We start from the raw sequence: 15,228 nt of genomic DNA, 5'->3' as shown, positions 1-15,228 counted from the left end.
CGATCCTTCGGGAAGGTCACTGCGGACGCAGGAATGTGGATATGATCAGGCCGAGCTGATCGGCCGGGACGGCCATTGGCTGGGCGGTGAAGATTGCCATCCGGCCGACACTGTCGGTCTTCGGGCAGAAATCCTCGACGAAATGATAGAGCGCGCGGTCGGTGTAATCGTCCCACAGGACGGTCACCGGGCGCACGATGCGGAACAGCGTGGTCAGGAAGCAGGCCGGGCGGAAGCGCCCGTCGATCAGCACCACATCGGGGTGGCGGAAATCCGGCCGGTCCCAGATCGAGAGCGCATATCCGGGCCAGGAGGCCATCCGCCCGGGCTGCGCCGGGTAGCCCCAGGCGCGCGTGGGCCCGATATCGGCGTGATGGAGTACCACCTGCGCCGCGCAGCCCTCCAGCTCCTGCGCGACATGCTGGATCCAGTCCGGGTCGCTTTCCACGGAATAGACCACCTTGCCCGGCATCGCCGCAGCCATGCGCGTGGAGCCGCCCGCGCCGTATTCCAGGATCACCTCCGCCCCTGCGAAAGCCGCGGACACGGCCGCAGCTTCTGCCGGGAGGAAGGCTGCGGTTTCCCGCACCGGAAACGGCGCCGTCATCAGAGAGCCTCCACCGTGACGGCGGTTCCGGAGGCGGAAACCATCAGCATGGAATCGCCCACGACCTCGTAATCGAGATCCACCCCCACCACCGCATTGGCCCCGAGCCGCGCCGCGCGCTGCTCGAGCTCGCCCAGGGCCACGTCGCGCGCGTCCTGAAGCTTGGCCTCATAGGCGCCGGAGCGGCCGCCGACGATATCGGTCACGCGCGCGAACAGGTCGCGCACGATATTGGCCCCCATGATCGCCTCGCCAACCACGATGCCGTGATAGGCGGTGATCCGGCGGCCCTCGACCGACGGGGTGGTGGTCAGGATCATGTCATCTCTCCCGCACATACTCAGAGAGGCGAACCATCTTGCGCAGCTCGGTACCGTACTGAGGAGAAAGGCCGGCTTGCTCAGCAATGAGCTTAAGTTCTGACGTGGTGCACTCACTCAGGTCAGCAGCGTGGCGAATCCCGAAGAGGTGAATTGCCGTTACCTTCTTCCGGTCTGGGGCAGCGCTGTGCATGTCTCTCAATTGCGTGGACAACTGATCCGCCAGCATCATCCGACCGACCCTTCGAGCGAGATCGCCACCAGCGACTGCGCCTCCATGGCGAATTCCATCGGCAGCGCCTGCAGCACCTCGCGGCAGAAGCCGTTCACCACCAGCGCCACCGCCTCCTCTTCGTCCATGCCCCGCGCGCGGCAATAGAACAGCTGGTCGTCATCGACCTTCGAGGTGGTGGCTTCGTGCTCCACCCGGCTCGAATTGTTCTTCACCTCGATATAGGGCACGGTATGGGCGCCGCATTTGTCGCCGATCAGCAGGCTGTCGCACTGGGTGTAGTTGCGCGCATTGCTGGCCTTCGGGTGGATCGCCACCTGGCCGCGATAGGTGTTCTGCGCCTTCCCGGCCGAAATCCCCTTGGAGACGATCCGCGAGCGGGTGTTCTTGCCCAGGTGGATCATCTTGGTGCCGGTATCGGCCTGCTGGTAGTTGTTGGCGATGGCGATCGAATAGAACTCGCCCTGCGCCTCGTTGCCGCGCAGGATGCACGAGGGGTATTTCCAGGTGATCGCCGATCCGGTCTCCACCTGGGTCCACATCACCTTCGCGCGGTCGCCGCGGCAATCGGCGCGCTTGGTGACGAAGTTATAGATGCCGCCCTTGCCGTTCTCGTCGCCCGGGAACCAGTTCTGCACCGTGGAATATTTCACCTCGGCGTCTTCCTCGATGACGATCTCCACCACCGCGGCATGCAGCTGCGCGGTATCGCGCTTGGGCGCCGTGCAGCCCTCCAGATAGCTCACATAGGCGCCCTTGTCGGCGATGATCAGCGTGCGCTCGAACTGCCCGGTGTTTTCGGCGTTGATGCGGAAATAGGTGCTCAGCTCCATTGGGCAGCGCGTGCCCGGCGGGATGTAGACGAAGGAGCCATCGGAGAACACGGCGCAGTTCAGCGTGGCATAGAAATTGTCGGACTGCGGCACGACCGAGCCCAGGTATTTCTTCACCAGCTCCGGGTGCTCCTTGATCGCCTCGGAGATCGAGCAGAAAATCACCCCCGCCTCGGCCAGCTTCTCGCGGAAGGTGGTGCCGACGGAGACCGAATCGAACACGGCGTCCACCGCGACCTGGCGCTCGCCCTCGGGCATTTCCACACCCGCGAGCAGGGCCTGTTCCTTCAGCGGAATCCCGAGCTTCTCATAGGTCGCGAGCAGCTTCGGATCCACCTCGGCCAGCGACGTGGGTTTCTTCTCCATGCTCTTCGGGCGGGCGTAGTAATAGATGTCCTGGAAGTCGATCTCCGGCACATCCAGCAGCGCCCAGGTCGGCGGCGTCATCGTCACCCAGCGGCGATAGGCCTTCAGGCGCCAGTCCAGCATCCATTCCGGCTCTTCGTTCTTCGCCGAGATCAGCCGGACGATATCTTCCGAGATGCCCTTCGGGGCATAGTCCATCTCGATCTCGGTATCCCATCCGTATTTGTAGGACCCCATGTTCTGGACCGTCTCGATGGTCTCGCGGTCCACACCCTCACGGATTTCGATCTGTTGTTCCAAAGCCATCGCTCCTTGCGGTCAGCGCCGCGTGCGGTGTTTCCGTAGCGCTGCGACAAACCCGTCGGCGAAGCGCAAGACATCCTCTCTCGTCACCCCCGGCCCGATCGAGATCCGCAGCGCGCATCCCGCATCCTCCTCTGGCCAGCCCATGGCGCGCAGCACCTGGCTCGCGCGGACCTTGCCGGAGGAACAGGCCGACCCCGCGGAAACCGCGAAGCCCAGAAGATCGAGCCGCATCACCTGCGTCTCGCCCTTCCAGCCGGGGCTGATCACCGAAAGCGTGTTGGGTAGGATCTGCGGTGCGCCCGCGATGCCTGCCTGATCTCCCGATGTCTCCCAGCCCGGAAAATAGAGCGTCTCGCCGCAATCTTCCAGAGCGGATTTTAGAATATTTCTAATTTCGGCCACCTCGTCCCAGAGGCCGTCGGCCAGATCGCGGGCGGCGGCCTCGGCGGCGGCGCCGAATCCGGCGATGCCGATCAGGTTCTCGGTGCCGGCGCGCCGGCCCATTTCCTGCCCGCCGCCGCGCAGGCGCGCCGCGATTTCGGTGCCGCGGCGCAGGATCAGCGCGCCCACCCCCTTCGGCCCGCCGAGCTTGTGCGCCGAGACGATCCCCGCCGTGAGGCCCATCCAGTTGTACGCGAGCGGCAGCTTGCCGAAAGCCTGGGTCAGATCCGAAGCCCAGAGCCCCTCGGGCAGCGGCTGGATCACGCCGGTCTCGGAATTGGCCAGCTGCAGCGTGGCGCGGGCGGGCTCGGGCACCTGAACCCTGCCGAGGCCATCCACCGGCAGCACCGGATCGCACCAGACCTTGACCGCATCATGCTCGATCGGCGCGCAGGCGATGCCCCGCCCCTCGAGCGCGAGCGAGGCGGCCTCCGTCGCCCCGGAGGTGAACACGATATCCTGCCCATCGGCCCCGATCGCCGCGGCGATCTGCGCGCGCGCTTTCTCCATCAGCGCCTTGGCCGCGCGCCCTTCGCTATGAACGGAGGACGGATTGCCCAGCAGATCCATCGCCGCCAGCATCGCGGCGCGGGCCTCGGCGCGGATCGGCGCCGTCGCGTTCCAGTCGAGATAAAGTCGCTGCATGTCCTGCGCCTTCCGCTGGCGGGGCGTTCCCCGCCCGGGGGCGACGGGCATGATCCCCGCCTGACGGCGGCGGGGATAGCGCAAAGATCACTCGTCGACCACGGAAAACAGCGAGGGCACCGCCGGGCAGGGCTTCAGCCGGTTCTTCACCACATCCTCGAGCGAGGTCTGGTGCAGGAACACGAAGACCTGCGCCGAGAGGCTCTCCCACAGCCGATTCGTGAGCGACTGCGCCCGGCTGCCCGAAATGCCGCCCGAGGCCCCCGCGCCCACATGCAGCGCCGAGACGGTTTCGTCCACCGCCTCGAAAATATCCGATATCTTGATGTCGGCGGGCTCCTTGGCGAGCTTGTAGCCGCCCCCCGGCCCCCGCACCGACGCCACCAGCCCCGACCGCCGGAGCCGCACGAACAGCTGCTCCAGATAGGGCAGCGAAATGTCCTGCCGCTTGGAGATTTCGGCCAGCGAGGTCATCTGCCCCGCGCCCACCGTCGCCAGGTCGACCAGCGCGACCATGGCATAGCGGCCCTTCGTCGATAGTTTCATCGCGTCCTCCCGCTCGCATCCGGTCCTGGATGCCGATCCCTGGGCCCCTATTTGCCCCCGCAAGCATTGACGGCGCGCGCTTCGCCGCTTAACTGCACAGCATCCCAACCCCGGCGCATGGCCGGGCGGTTCGTAGGTAGGCTGCAACGCCCCCACCCGTCAAGCGACACGGGGAGAGGGCGCACCCTGCCGTGATCCGCTGATTGAGCAGGCGAGAACAGATGCCCGAAGTCATTTTTCCCGGTCCCGAAGGCAGGCTCGAGGGCCGCTACCACCCGCAGCCGATCCCGGATGCGCCGATCGCGATCGTCCTGCACCCCGATCCGCAGTTCGGCGGCACGATGAACAACCGCGTCGTGTATAACCTGCATTACGCCTTCCACAAGATGGGCTTCACCGTGCTGCGGTTCAACTTCCGCGGCGTCGGGCGCAGCCAGGGCGAATACGACCAGGGCATCGGCGAGCTCAGCGATGCCGCCTCCGCGCTGGACTATCTGCAGGCGATGAACCCGAATTCGAAGCATTGCTGGGTGGCGGGCTTCAGCTTCGGCGCCTGGATCGGGATGCAGCTGCTGATGCGCCGGCCGGAAATCACCGGCTTCGTCTCGGTCGCGCCGCCCGCGAACATGTATGATTTCAGCTTCCTCGCGCCCTGCCCCTCCTCGGGCCTGATCATCAACGGCACCGCCGACCGCGTGGCCCCGCCCAAAGACACCCATTCGCTGGTGGGCAAGCTGCGCGAGCAGAAGGGCATCACCATCAGCCACGAGGAAATCGAGGGCGCGGACCACTTCTTCAAGGACGACGAGGCGCATATGAAGCCGCTGATCGACCACGTCCAGACCTATGTGCGCCGCCGCCTGACCGAAGGCTCGCGCTGAGACAGGCCGGGGCGCCTGCAGGGCCGCGCGGCCCGCAGGCGCCCCGTGGCCACCCTGAGGGACCGCCATGACCGACCGCCTGAGCGCACAGTTCGATTTCCTGCTGGAAGCGGAGAAGCTGAAGTCGGTCTATCGCGCGACGCCGCTGGCGGATAATTCGCGCCGCGAGAATTCGGCCGAGCACAGCTGGTCGCTCGCGCTCTATGCGCTGATCCTGGCGGAGCAGGCGCAGCCCGGCGTCGATGTGAACCGCGCGATCCGGATGCTGCTGCTGCATGACCTCGTGGAGATCGACGTGGGCGACGTGCCGATCCATTCGGGCAATGGCGCGGCCCATGACGCCCCGGCGATTCAGGCCGCCGAAGCGGCTGCGGCGGCGCGGCTCTTCGGCCTTCTGCCCGCGGATCAGGGCGCCGGGCTGCGCGCGCTCTGGGAGGAGTTCGAGGCGAACGAGACCCCCACCGCGCGCTATGCCAAATCGCTCGACCGGGTGCAGCCGGTGCTGCTGAACCATGCGGGCGGCGGCGGCTCCTGGATCGAATATGACGTCACCCTGCCCCAGCTCGACGACCGCATCGGCACCAAGATCGCCCGCGGTCTGCCCAGCGTCTGGGAGCGGGTGCGCGCCATCGTGGCGCCCTGGTTCGCGCATCGCGGCGGCAATGCCTGAGGCGGCTGCGGCGCTTTTCCGCATCGGCATACAATTGCATACCTTCCGCTCCGGGGCGTAATCCGCTAGAAGGTGGCCACGAGTCACCCAACCGCGGAGAGGCCTATGTCGAAGATCAAGGTAGCCAACCCCGTCGTCGAGCTCGACGGCGACGAAATGACCCGGATCATCTGGGACTTCATCAAGAAGAAGCTGATCCTGCCCTATCTTGACGTCGACCTGAAATATTACGACCTCGGCATCGAGGAGCGTGACCGCACCGACGACCAGATCACGGTCGATGCGGCCAATGCGATCAAGGAATATGGCGTCGGCGTGAAATGCGCCACCATCACCCCCGACGAGGCCCGCGTCGAGGAATTCGGCCTGAAGCAGATGTGGAAGTCGCCCAACGGCACGATCCGCAACATTCTGGGTGGCGTGATCTTCCGCGAGCCGATCATCTGCAAGAACGTTCCGCGCCTGGTGCCGCACTGGACCCAGCCGGTGATCGTCGGCCGCCATGCCTTCGGCGACCAGTACAAGGCCACCGATTTCCTGTTCCCGGGCAAGGGCAAGCTGACGATCAAATTCGTCGGCGAAGACGGCACGGTGATCGAGAAGGAAATGTTCAACGCGCCCTCCGCCGGTGTCGCGATGGGCATGTACAACCTCGACCAGTCGATCATCGATTTCGCGCGCGCCTCGCTCAACTACGGCCTGCTGCGCAAATACCCGGTCTACCTGTCCACGAAGAACACCATCCTGAAGGCCTATGACGGCCGCTTCAAGGATCTGTTCGCCAAGGTCTATGCCGAGGAGTTCGAAGACAAGTTCAAGGCCGCGGGCATCCATTACGAGCACCGCCTGATCGACGATATGGTGGCCTCGAACCTTAAATGGTCGGGCGGCTACGTCTGGGCCTGCAAGAACTACGACGGCGACGTGCAGTCGGATACCGTTGCGCAGGGCTTCGGCTCGCTCGGGCTGATGACCTCGGTTCTGATGACGCCCGATGGCAAGACCGTGGAAGCCGAGGCCGCGCATGGCACCGTGACCCGCCACTTCCGCGAACACCAGAAGGGCAAGGAGACCTCGACGAACTCGATCGCGTCGATCTTCGCCTGGACCGGCGGCCTGAAGCACCGCGCCACGCTCGACGACAATGCGGCGCTGATGAACTTCGCGCAGACGCTGGAGAAGGTCACCGTGCAGGCCGTGGAAGACGGCTTCATGACCAAGGACCTCGCGCTGCTCGTCGGCCCGGACCAGAAGTGGCTCACCACCATGGGCTATCTGGAAAAGGTGGACGAATACCTGAACAAGGCTCTGGCCTGATCCAGGAGGGCCGGCGGAAACGCCGGCCCTTTTTCTTGGCCCGCCCTGGTGAAAGGCGAAGCCCCGGGCCATTGCAAGGCGTGTGTCGGGTGGCACCAGATTTGTAAAATTGTGACAGGGCTCTGTCCCTTCGTGACAGATCTTTTGTCCATCGGACGATGCCTTGGGGGAGAAAATCGCCAAGGAGCGTTCTCCGGCAGGCGTCTGTTTTCTCGCGTCAGATCCGCGGCTAGGGCTTCGTGTACTTCGTACGAGCCCCAGGACCTTCTGGGACACCCCCGACCTGCATTTCGGGTATCAGAGCGTCATCGCCGATGCCCGGCACCCGTTCCGCAACACCGCGCATATGAGGGCGCTCTGGCAGAAGGTCTGGCCGGAGGACGACTTGCGGAGCATCGGCGATTTCGCCTTCGCCCCGAAGGCCAAGGATCCCTACTGGCGGCTTCTGCTCTTCGATCAGCTGCCGGGCGCACGGCGCCACCGGATCGTCGGCAATCACGACGGCGCGCAGGCACAGGCGCGGCCCTTCACGCCGAGGGGGAGAAGGCCTCTGCTAATCGTTCACGATATGTCCTTGCCAGATGATGACATGGAAAGCCGCCGCAGCGCGATCATAAAGGCGCAAGTCACGGCAGCGGCGCCATTGAGCGCGACGCCGATGGCGACGCGCCTCACCTGCGGCTGTCGCCGAATTGCCGCGATCCTGGACCGGCAGCCGCGATCTGATGGGCAGGTGCCCGACAATCACAAGAGGGTCGGCCAGAGCACGCAGACCCACATCCTGCGAATAGACCGGGCGGCCGGAGCATGTGCGGGACGGCAAGGTCATCGTCATGCGCTCGAACCTGAACTGGCGTCCGGACGGGTTCGATCTCAGCTACAGGAACGGCGAGAGTACCTTCAGCGGTGGACGCCGGTTCGGGATGCTGACTGTCCCGCCGGGCGTGCCTGGCAATGGAGGTCGATAGATCCCGGTCGGGCTTGCGGGGGCACACGCGAACTGACGGCGCGGGTCTCCCGACGTTAGGCTCGCATTCAGGCCAGTCGTGCCGCGCGCAGGTTAGACCGCAGAGGGATTGCGCCGCTCGATCTTGCTGCGCGCCGCCACAAGACCTGCCTATGGCAGAGCTCCAGCCGCCCGAGCATGTGGGGCGGCTCATCAAAAGTCCGTAGGTGCAGCCTGGATCCACACAGTCGTGGACCGCGTCGCGCGCTGGCACTCCCCATCCGCCAAGGGAGGCCGCGCCCCGGGGCAGGTGAAGGTGGCGCTGATCGCCACGGGGGCGCGCGGGTGCCTGGCGCGCCCGATCTGCTGCGGATCAGGCCCACGGCCCGGGTCCATCTTCTTCACAATCGGCGTCTGGCCGTATCCGACCCTCCCGTATTCGCCCGCTGGGGGCTTTTCGCCGCCGCGCCCCGGGCGTACACCCACGGCTTAGCCCCGGAGAGACCATGACCGAAAACACCGCCCGCCACACCCGCCTCGAAGATGCGCAGGGCCTCGCCTATGGCGGGCTGATGGCGGCCTTCGGGATCGTGATCCTGACCCATCTCGGCTTCATCACCGGGCAGATGGCGGGGCTCGCGGTGCTGGTCTCCTATGTCACCGGCTGGAGCTTCGGCCCGGTGTTCTTCGTGATGAACCTGCCGTTCTACTGGTTCGGCTACAAGCGCATGGGCCTGGCCTTCATGGTCAAGACCTTCCTCGCGGTGGCGCTGCTGTCGGGGCTGTCGATGCTGCTGCCGCGGTATATCGGCTTTGCCGAGTTGAACCCGGCGCTCGGCGCGGTGCTCTATGGGTTCATCTCCGGCTCGGCGCTGCTGGCGCTGTTCCGCCATGGCGCGAGCCTCGGCGGCGTCGGCATCATGGCGCTCTATCTGCAGGACCGCACCGGCTTCAAGGCCGGCTGGACCCAGATGATCTTCGATGCCTGCGTCTTCGCGCTGGCGCTGGCGCTGCGCGACTGGCACACGGTCGCCTGGTCCGCGCTCGGGGCGCTGGTGCTGAACATGGTGATCGCGATCAACCACCGGCGGGATCGCTACGTCGCCTGACGCATGGCAGCCATGCATATCCACGCATGGACGCCGCTGCGCCGCGGCATGATAATTGGGTCATGGATGCTGACCTTAAACCCGCCGCACATTACACCCGCTTTGAGGATGTCCAGGGCCTGCTGATCGCTTCGGTGCAATCGGCGCTCGGGCTGCATCTGCTGCGCGCGGCCGGGCTGATCACCGGCGGCACCGCCGGGCTCGCGCTGATCCTGTCCTATGTCAGCGGGATCAGCTTCGGGCTGGTGTTCTTCGTGATCAACATCCCGTTCTACGGCTTCGCCTACAAGGCGCGCGGGGCGATGTTCTGCCTGAAAAGCCTTGGTTCCGTCACCGTGGTCTCGCTGCTGGCGGAGGCGCTGAAACCCCTGATGCATGTCGATCAGATCCACCCGGCGGCGGCGGCGGTTCTGTTCGGCATCTCCACCGGCGTCGGGCTCCTGGGATTGTTCCGGCATTCCGGGAGCCTCGGCGGCGTGTCGATCATGGCCCTGATTCTGCAAGACAAATTCGGCTTCAAGGCGGGCTGGACCCAGACCATCCATGACCTTGTACTGTTTGCCGTGGCGCTGTGGCTCCTGCCGTTCGACAAGGTGATGTGGTCGCTCCTCGGCGCGGTGATCCTCAATCTCGTGATCGCTTTCAACCACCGCCGGGACTGGTATATCGTCACCTGATGAAGACCTATCTGTTCCTCCTGATCGCCGTGGCCTTCGAGACTTTCGGCTCCACCTGCCTGCAGGCCAGCCAGCAGTTCACGCGGCTCTGGCCCTCGCTCGGCGTTCTTGCGGGCTTCGGCGGCGCGTTCTGGTTCTTCGCGCTGGTGCTGAAGGCGCTGCCGCTCGGCATTACCTATGCGCTGTGGTCGGGCATCGGCATGGTACTCATCGCGGGGTCTGGCTGGCTCGTGTTCGGGCAGCGGCTCGATCTGGCCGGAATGCTCGGGATCGGGCTGATCATCGCCGGGATCGTCGTCATCAACCTGTTTTCATCGGCCGCTACGCACTAGACGCTGGCGCCCCCGCCGGTTTTGCCGTATGGCCGCACCAAATCTGACAAGGCTGAAATCATGGACATTCGCAACATTGCGATCATCGCACACGTTGACCACGGCAAAACGACGCTGGTCGACAAGCTCCTGCAACAGTCGGGCGCCTTCCGGGAAAACCAGGCCGTGGCCGAGCGCGCGATGGACAGCAACGACATCGAACGCGAACGCGGCATCACCATTCTGGCCAAGGCCACCTCGGTCGAATGGAAAGGCACCCGGATCAACATCGTCGACACCCCCGGCCACGCCGATTTCGGCGGCGAGGTGGAACGGATCCTGTCGATGGTGGATGGCGTGTGCCTGCTGGTCGATGCGGCCGAAGGCCCGATGCCGCAGACCAAATTCGTGACCTCGAAGGCGCTCGCGCTCGGGCTGCGCCCGATCGTCGTGCTCAACAAGGTCGACAAGCCCGCCGCAGACCCGGAGAACGCGCTGAACGAGGTGTTCGACCTGTTCGCGAACCTCGGCGCCTCGGATGAGCAGCTCGATTTCCCGCATGTCTATGCCTCGGGCATCGGCGGCTGGGCCGATCTGGAGCTCGATGGCCCGCGCCAGGATCTCTCGGCGCTGTTCGACCTGATCGTGAAGCATGTGGAGCCGCCGAAGCAGATCGCGCGTCAGGGCGAATCCTTCCAGATGCTGGCGACCACGCTTTCGGCCGACCCGTTCCTCGGGCGTCTGCTCACCGGCCGCGTCGAGGCAGGTACGCTCAAGGTCGGCGATCCGCTGAAGGCGCTCGCGCGCGATGGCGAACGGCTGGAGCAGTTCCGCTGCACCAAGATCCTCGCCTTCCGCGGCCTGAGCCAACAGCCGATCGACGAGGCCGTCGCCGGTGATATCGTCACCGTCGCGGGCATGGCGAAGGCGACCGTGGCCGATACGCTCTGCGCGCTGGATGTCGATACCGCGATCCCGGCGCAGCCGATCGACCCGCCGACGATTTCGGTGACCTTCGGCATCAACGACAGCCCGCTCGCGGGCAAGGACGGCACCAAGGTGCAGTCGCGCGTGATCCGCGACCGGCTGCTGAAGGAAGCCGAAGTCAACGTCGCGATCAAGGTCGAAGACACCCCCGGCGGCGAGGCCTTCGTCGTCTCGGGCCGCGGCGAATTGCAGATGGGCGTGCTGATCGAGAACATGCGCCGCGAGGGCTTCGAGCTCAGCATCTCGCGCCCGCGGGTGATCTTCCGCGAGGAAGACGGCCAGCGGATGGAGCCGATCGAGGAAGTCATCGTCGATGTCGATGACGAATATTCCGGCGTGGTGATCGAGAAACTGACCGGCAACCGCAAGGGCGACCTGGTGGAAATGCGCCCGGCCGGCCATGGCAAGACCCGCATCGTCGCCCATGTGCCCTCGCGCGGCCTGATCGGCTATCAGGGCGAGTTCATGACCGACACCCGCGGCAACGGCGTGCTGAACCGGATCTTCCACAGCTGGGCGCCCTACAAGGGCTCCATCACCGGGCGCCGCCAGGGCGTGCTGATCTCGATGGAATCGGGCGTGTCGGTGGCCTTCGGCCTCTGGGGTCTCGAAGACCGCGGCAAGCTGTTCATCGGCGCGCAGGAGCAGGTCTATATCGGGATGATCATCGGCGAGCATTCGCGCGAGAACGATCTCGAAGTGAACCCGATGAAATCGAAGAAGCTCACCAACATGCGCGCCTCGGGCTCGGACGAAGCCGTGCGCCTGACGCCGCCGGTGCGGATGAGCCTCGAAGAGGCGATCGCCTATATCAACGACGACGAGCTGGTGGAAGTGACGCCGAAGATCGTGCGTCTGCGCAAGCGCTACCTCGACCCGAACGAGCGCAAGCGCCAGTCCCGCGCCGCGGACTGATCCCTGCCCGCCCCCGCCGCATCCCGGCGGGGGCTTCTCTTTCCTGCCGCCCTTCCCAGGAGCCGCCATGACCGCCAGTCTTCTCCTCGCCGCGGCGCTGGCCGGGTTCATCTATGGCATCACGCCCGGCCCCGGCGTCCTCGCGGTGCTGGGCATCGGCGCCGACCGCGGCCGGGGCGCGGCCACCTCCTTCCTGATCGGCCATCTGGCCGGCGATGTGCTCTGGAACGCGCTGGCGCTCGTCGCCATCGTCGGCGTAACCGAAATCGGCTCCACCGTCTTCGATGTGCTGGGCGTGCTCAGCGGGGGCTATCTGTTCTGGCTCGGCTGGCGCGCGGTGCGGGTCCGGCGCGGCAGCGAGGGCGCCAGCACGGCGGGCATCCGCCGCCCGCTGATGCATGGGCTGACCTTCGGCCTCACCAACCCGAAGGCCTATCCCGTCGCGGTCGCGACGCTGACGGCGCTGCTCTCGGCCAAGGCGGGGATGCTCACCTGGGGCATGCTGCCCGCGCTCGTGCTCGCGAGCTGCCTGGGCGGCTTTGCGGCCTATCTGATCCTGGTGGCGCTTGTGGGCGTGCCCGGCGTGCGCCGCGCCTACCGCCGCCACGAGATCCTCGTGACCCGGGCGAGCGGGGTGCTGTTCATCGGCTTCGCACTCCATGCGCTGACGCAGTCGCTGCCGGGCCTCCTGGGCCTGCGCCGCGCCTGACGCCCCGCTTGCGGCTGGCGCCGCGTCCTGAAATCGGCCAGATTGCGCCCATTCCACCAATCCCGCGTCGTGAGAACCCAGCCTTCCCCACCTCGCACCCGCCTTTCCGGAGCCGCCTCAGATGACCGTCACCCATCTCGTCACACATTCCGGCGGCTTCCATGCCGATGAGCTGCTGTCGTCGGTGATTCTCACCCGGCTGTTCCCCGAGGCCCGGATCCTGCGCAGCCGCGACGAGGCCTGGATCACCCCGGCGCCGGGCCGGATCATCTATGATGTCGGCCGCGCCTATGATGCCGATGCCCGCATTTTCGATCACCATCAGCGCCCGGTCCCCGGCCGCGAGGATGGCACGCCCTACAGCTCCTTCGGGCTGATCTGGCGCCATTTCGGCGCGGACTACCTGCGCGCGCTCGGCCTGCCCGAAACCGATATCGCGCCGATCCATGCGGCCTTCGAGGCGGATTTCGTCCTGCCGGTCGATCTGATGGACAATGGCGCGCTCAATCCTTCGGTGGCGGGCCCGCTTGCCGATCTGACGCTCCCGGTCCTTCTGGAAAGCCTGAAGCCGGTGTTCGACGACGACAGGACCGATGCCGACGATCTGGCCTTCGCTGCGGCGCTGCCCGTCGCGCGGACCTTCGTGGAGGCGGCGCTGCGCCGCAAGGCCGCGAAAGCGCGGGCGCTCTCGGTGGTCATGCAAGCGATTGCTGATGCCGGGGAGAACCGCGTGCTGGAGCTCCCCCGCGGGATGCCGTTCCGCTCCGCCATCGAAAAGGCCGGGGCCGACCACCTCCTTTTCGTCATCCACCCGCGCGACAGCGACTGGGCCCTGACCGGGATCCGCCTGCGCGAGGACAGCTTCGCACAGCGCGCCGATCTGCCCGCCGCCTGGGCCGGGCTGACCGATGCGGCGCTGGAGGCGGCCTCGGGCGTGCCCGGCGCGCGGTTCTGCCACAACGGGCGCTTCATCGCAGTCGCGAGCAGCCGCGATGCGATTTTGCGGATGGCCGAGCTCGCTGTTGCGGAGGCCACGGCCTCCTGATGGCAAAACGCCCGGAGGTCTCCCTCCGGGCGCCAGGCAACAGCCGTGCCGATGTGCTCAGGTGGGCCAGCCCATACGCTTCGCGAGCGCATAGACGGCTTCGGTGACCGAGCCGAGCATCAGGCCCGCCGCCACGGTGATCGCCTCGATCACCACTGGATCGGCGGCGAGCGCTGTGCCGGTCTCGGCGCCGATCAGGCCCTTGGCCACCAGCGCGCCCGAGAGGTAGCGCAGCATATTGCGGATGATTGCGGGATTGAGGGTCATCGCGTCAGGCTCCTTTTGCCATGGTCAGTGCCACCTTCTCGACCCGGCTCAGCCGCGCGGACCAGCCGCGCCCGAAGGTCTTCCAGGTGGAGAGGGAAATGAGAAACGACTTGCGCGCCTGCAGCGCCCGGCGGATCGCATCGGGCAGGCGCGCGGCATGGGCGGCGGCGGCCGTGCCCGCGCCGATCCGGCCATCCGCCACCGCGCCCACCGCCGATTGCAGCCATTTCGCCGCGCGCCCGGTGCCCGAATTCACCGCGGCATCAAAGGCCACCAGATCGAGCCCCGCGGGCAGATCATCGCCCCGGACCGCATTCCAGTAGCCCTCGCGGTAAATCTGCGCGACCTCCGCGTCAGCAATGGCGCGCAGGTCTGCCTTCGTCGCACCGGGCCGGTACTTGCGATAGGTCGCAAGCGTGATCCCTTTCATCGTCGCACCGCCCGGATCGGCGGGATGGTCGGACCATCCCCCCTCGCTCAGCAGGACCTGAGCGAGGCAGGCGGCGAAATTCTCCTTCGCCATGCGGATCTCCTTGAAAACTCCCGCGAGTATGGCGCGCAGCGGTTTATACAATCCCACGCCAGCGCACGTTCCCGCTTTGCCCCCGGCTTCCGTTCGCCCGCGAAACCGCCTAGCCTGCGCGCCAAAGGAGCCCGCCCATGATCCGTCCCGTCCCTGCCGTGATTGCCGTCGCCCTGCGCGGGGCGGAGGTGCTGCTGGTGCAGCGCGCACATGCGCCCGATGCGGGCCTCTGGGGCTTTCCCGGCGGCCGGATCGAGCCCGGTGAGGCGCTGCAGGCGGCGGCGCTGCGCGAGCTGGCGGAGGAAACCGGCCTTCGCGGCGAGGCGGCGGGGGTGATCGCGGCGCTCGATGCGCTCGACCATGCCCCGGACGGCGCACTCCGGCACCATTATGTGCTGATTGCCGTTCGCATAACCGGCGTGCAGGGCGAGCCGGTGGCTGCGGATGATGCGCTCGATGCCCGATGGGTCGCGCTCGACCGGCTCGAAGAGCTGCCGCTCAGCCGCGATGTCGCCCGGCTCGCGCGGAGCGCCGCCTGACCCTTGCACATGGCGCCGATCCGCGCCACAGCTTGC

Annotated in this window: 19 protein-coding genes; 11 read left to right on the top strand and 8 right to left on the bottom strand. The window is 66.3% G+C overall.

What is annotated here, in order from left to right; translation table 11 throughout:
- Positions 1 to 16: 16 nt before the first annotated feature.
- From ACOMG5_RS12165 to ACOMG5_RS12140, 6 genes are all read right to left on the bottom strand, one after another.
- Positions 17 to 607: a hypothetical protein gene (locus ACOMG5_RS12165; RefSeq protein ID WP_420344070.1), complete on the bottom strand. Its 591-nt coding sequence runs from the start codon at positions 605 to 607 to the stop codon at positions 17 to 19.
- Positions 607 to 927 (bottom strand): heavy metal-binding domain-containing protein, encoded by a 321-nt coding sequence (locus ACOMG5_RS12160; protein ID WP_420344069.1) that lies wholly within the window; start codon positions 925 to 927, stop codon positions 607 to 609. Before ACOMG5_RS12160 ends, ACOMG5_RS12165 begins: the two co-directional genes overlap by 1 nt.
- 1 nt (position 928) lies before the next feature.
- Complete coding sequence (locus ACOMG5_RS12155; RefSeq protein ID WP_420344097.1) at positions 929 to 1,156, bottom strand: HTH-like domain-containing protein; 228 nt, start codon at positions 1,154 to 1,156, stop codon at positions 929 to 931.
- Positions 1,156 to 2,664, bottom strand: coding sequence for a Fe-S cluster assembly protein SufB (gene sufB / locus ACOMG5_RS12150; RefSeq protein ID WP_420344068.1), 1,509 nt, complete (start codon positions 2,662 to 2,664; stop codon positions 1,156 to 1,158). Before sufB ends, ACOMG5_RS12155 begins: the two co-directional genes overlap by 1 nt.
- Positions 2,665 to 2,676: 12 nt before the next feature.
- Entirely contained in the window at positions 2,677 to 3,750 is a 1,074-nt protein-coding gene (locus ACOMG5_RS12145) for a cysteine desulfurase family protein (protein ID WP_420344067.1), read from the bottom strand.
- A gap of 87 nt (positions 3,751 to 3,837) precedes the next feature.
- On the bottom strand, positions 3,838 to 4,296 hold the full coding sequence (locus ACOMG5_RS12140) for an Rrf2 family transcriptional regulator (protein WP_420344066.1): 459 nt from the start codon (positions 4,294 to 4,296) through the stop codon (positions 3,838 to 3,840).
- A gap of 221 nt (positions 4,297 to 4,517) precedes the next feature.
- Here ACOMG5_RS12140 and ACOMG5_RS12135 point away from each other — a divergent pair, with 221 nt between their 5' ends.
- The 10 genes from ACOMG5_RS12135 to ACOMG5_RS12090 all read left to right on the top strand — a co-directional run bounded on the left by ACOMG5_RS12135 (position 4,518) and on the right by ACOMG5_RS12090 (position 13,863).
- A complete protein-coding gene (locus ACOMG5_RS12135; protein WP_420344065.1) occupies positions 4,518 to 5,177 on the top strand; it encodes an alpha/beta hydrolase in 660 nt (219 codons plus the stop codon).
- Between the two features lie 67 nt (positions 5,178 to 5,244).
- Complete coding sequence (locus ACOMG5_RS12130; protein ID WP_420344064.1) at positions 5,245 to 5,847, top strand: HD domain-containing protein; 603 nt, start codon at positions 5,245 to 5,247, stop codon at positions 5,845 to 5,847.
- 105 nt (positions 5,848 to 5,952) lie between these two features.
- The gene (locus ACOMG5_RS12125) at positions 5,953 to 7,164 is read left to right on the top strand and encodes an NADP-dependent isocitrate dehydrogenase (RefSeq protein ID WP_420344063.1); all 1,212 of its coding nucleotides are present in this window, start codon (positions 5,953 to 5,955) and stop codon (positions 7,162 to 7,164) included.
- A 163-nt stretch (positions 7,165 to 7,327) separates the two neighbouring features.
- Positions 7,328 to 8,191 (top strand): hypothetical protein, encoded by an 864-nt coding sequence (locus ACOMG5_RS12120; protein ID WP_420344062.1) that lies wholly within the window; start codon positions 7,328 to 7,330, stop codon positions 8,189 to 8,191.
- 425 nt (positions 8,192 to 8,616) lie between these two features.
- On the top strand, positions 8,617 to 9,219 hold the full coding sequence (locus ACOMG5_RS12115) for a YitT family protein (protein ID WP_420344061.1): 603 nt from the start codon (positions 8,617 to 8,619) through the stop codon (positions 9,217 to 9,219).
- Between the two features lie 62 nt (positions 9,220 to 9,281).
- The gene (locus ACOMG5_RS12110) at positions 9,282 to 9,896 is read left to right on the top strand and encodes a YitT family protein (protein ID WP_420344060.1); all 615 of its coding nucleotides are present in this window, start codon (positions 9,282 to 9,284) and stop codon (positions 9,894 to 9,896) included.
- Positions 9,896 to 10,228 (top strand): DMT family transporter, encoded by a 333-nt coding sequence (locus ACOMG5_RS12105; protein ID WP_420344059.1) that lies wholly within the window; start codon positions 9,896 to 9,898, stop codon positions 10,226 to 10,228. Before ACOMG5_RS12110 ends, ACOMG5_RS12105 begins: the two co-directional genes overlap by 1 nt.
- Positions 10,229 to 10,288: 60 nt before the next feature.
- Positions 10,289 to 12,109: a translational GTPase TypA gene (gene typA / locus ACOMG5_RS12100; protein WP_420344058.1), complete on the top strand. Its 1,821-nt coding sequence runs from the start codon at positions 10,289 to 10,291 to the stop codon at positions 12,107 to 12,109.
- Between the two features lie 67 nt (positions 12,110 to 12,176).
- Positions 12,177 to 12,818: a LysE family translocator gene (locus ACOMG5_RS12095; protein WP_420344057.1), complete on the top strand. Its 642-nt coding sequence runs from the start codon at positions 12,177 to 12,179 to the stop codon at positions 12,816 to 12,818.
- A 121-nt stretch (positions 12,819 to 12,939) separates the two neighbouring features.
- Entirely contained in the window at positions 12,940 to 13,863 is a 924-nt protein-coding gene (locus ACOMG5_RS12090) for an MYG1 family protein (RefSeq protein WP_420344056.1), read from the top strand.
- A gap of 57 nt (positions 13,864 to 13,920) precedes the next feature.
- Here ACOMG5_RS12090 and ACOMG5_RS12085 read toward each other — a convergent pair whose 3' ends face one another.
- Together ACOMG5_RS12085 and ACOMG5_RS12080 are read right to left on the bottom strand one after the other, a co-directional pair.
- On the bottom strand, positions 13,921 to 14,130 hold the full coding sequence (locus ACOMG5_RS12085; RefSeq protein WP_420344055.1) for a hypothetical protein: 210 nt from the start codon (positions 14,128 to 14,130) through the stop codon (positions 13,921 to 13,923).
- 4 nt (positions 14,131 to 14,134) lie between these two features.
- A complete protein-coding gene (locus tag ACOMG5_RS12080) occupies positions 14,135 to 14,653 on the bottom strand; it encodes a glycoside hydrolase family 108 protein (protein WP_420344054.1) in 519 nt (172 codons plus the stop codon).
- A 137-nt stretch (positions 14,654 to 14,790) separates the two neighbouring features.
- Here ACOMG5_RS12080 and ACOMG5_RS12075 point away from each other — a divergent pair, with 137 nt between their 5' ends.
- Positions 14,791 to 15,192 carry an NUDIX hydrolase gene (locus tag ACOMG5_RS12075; protein WP_420344053.1) on the top strand — a complete coding sequence of 134 codons (402 nt, stop codon included), beginning with the start codon at positions 14,791 to 14,793 and terminating at the stop codon, positions 15,190 to 15,192.
- Positions 15,193 to 15,228: the final 36 nt, after the last annotated feature.

Source organism: Paenirhodobacter sp. (assembly GCF_041916475.1).
GTDB lineage: Bacteria > Pseudomonadota > Alphaproteobacteria > Rhodobacterales > Rhodobacteraceae > Rhodobacter.
This window is presented reverse-complemented; position numbering and strand designations above follow the sequence as displayed.

Excerpts from the sequence above, each read along its gene's own strand:
- ACOMG5_RS12165 (WP_420344070.1), bottom strand. The coding sequence starts at position 607 with ATGACGGCGCCGTTTCCGGTGCGGGAAACCGCAGCCTTCCTCCCGGCA.
- ACOMG5_RS12160 (WP_420344069.1), bottom strand. The coding sequence starts at position 927 with ATGATCCTGACCACCACCCCGTCGGTCGAGGGCCGCCGGATCACCGCC.
- ACOMG5_RS12155 (WP_420344097.1), bottom strand. The coding sequence starts at position 1,156 with ATGCTGGCGGATCAGTTGTCCACGCAATTGAGAGACATGCACAGCGCT.
- sufB (WP_420344068.1), bottom strand. The coding sequence starts at position 2,664 with ATGGCTTTGGAACAACAGATCGAAATCCGTGAGGGTGTGGACCGCGAG.
- ACOMG5_RS12145 (WP_420344067.1), bottom strand. The coding sequence starts at position 3,750 with ATGCAGCGACTTTATCTCGACTGGAACGCGACGGCGCCGATCCGCGCC.
- ACOMG5_RS12140 (WP_420344066.1), bottom strand. The coding sequence starts at position 4,296 with ATGAAACTATCGACGAAGGGCCGCTATGCCATGGTCGCGCTGGTCGAC.
- ACOMG5_RS12135 (WP_420344065.1), top strand. The coding sequence starts at position 4,518 with ATGCCCGAAGTCATTTTTCCCGGTCCCGAAGGCAGGCTCGAGGGCCGC.
- ACOMG5_RS12130 (WP_420344064.1), top strand. The coding sequence starts at position 5,245 with ATGACCGACCGCCTGAGCGCACAGTTCGATTTCCTGCTGGAAGCGGAG.
- ACOMG5_RS12125 (WP_420344063.1), top strand. The coding sequence starts at position 5,953 with ATGTCGAAGATCAAGGTAGCCAACCCCGTCGTCGAGCTCGACGGCGAC.
- ACOMG5_RS12115 (WP_420344061.1), top strand. The coding sequence starts at position 8,617 with ATGACCGAAAACACCGCCCGCCACACCCGCCTCGAAGATGCGCAGGGC.
- ACOMG5_RS12110 (WP_420344060.1), top strand. The coding sequence starts at position 9,282 with ATGGATGCTGACCTTAAACCCGCCGCACATTACACCCGCTTTGAGGAT.
- ACOMG5_RS12105 (WP_420344059.1), top strand. The coding sequence starts at position 9,896 with ATGAAGACCTATCTGTTCCTCCTGATCGCCGTGGCCTTCGAGACTTTC.
- typA (WP_420344058.1), top strand. The coding sequence starts at position 10,289 with ATGGACATTCGCAACATTGCGATCATCGCACACGTTGACCACGGCAAA.
- ACOMG5_RS12095 (WP_420344057.1), top strand. The coding sequence starts at position 12,177 with ATGACCGCCAGTCTTCTCCTCGCCGCGGCGCTGGCCGGGTTCATCTAT.
- ACOMG5_RS12090 (WP_420344056.1), top strand. The coding sequence starts at position 12,940 with ATGACCGTCACCCATCTCGTCACACATTCCGGCGGCTTCCATGCCGAT.
- ACOMG5_RS12085 (WP_420344055.1), bottom strand. The coding sequence starts at position 14,130 with ATGACCCTCAATCCCGCAATCATCCGCAATATGCTGCGCTACCTCTCG.
- ACOMG5_RS12080 (WP_420344054.1), bottom strand. The coding sequence starts at position 14,653 with ATGGCGAAGGAGAATTTCGCCGCCTGCCTCGCTCAGGTCCTGCTGAGC.
- ACOMG5_RS12075 (WP_420344053.1), top strand. The coding sequence starts at position 14,791 with ATGATCCGTCCCGTCCCTGCCGTGATTGCCGTCGCCCTGCGCGGGGCG.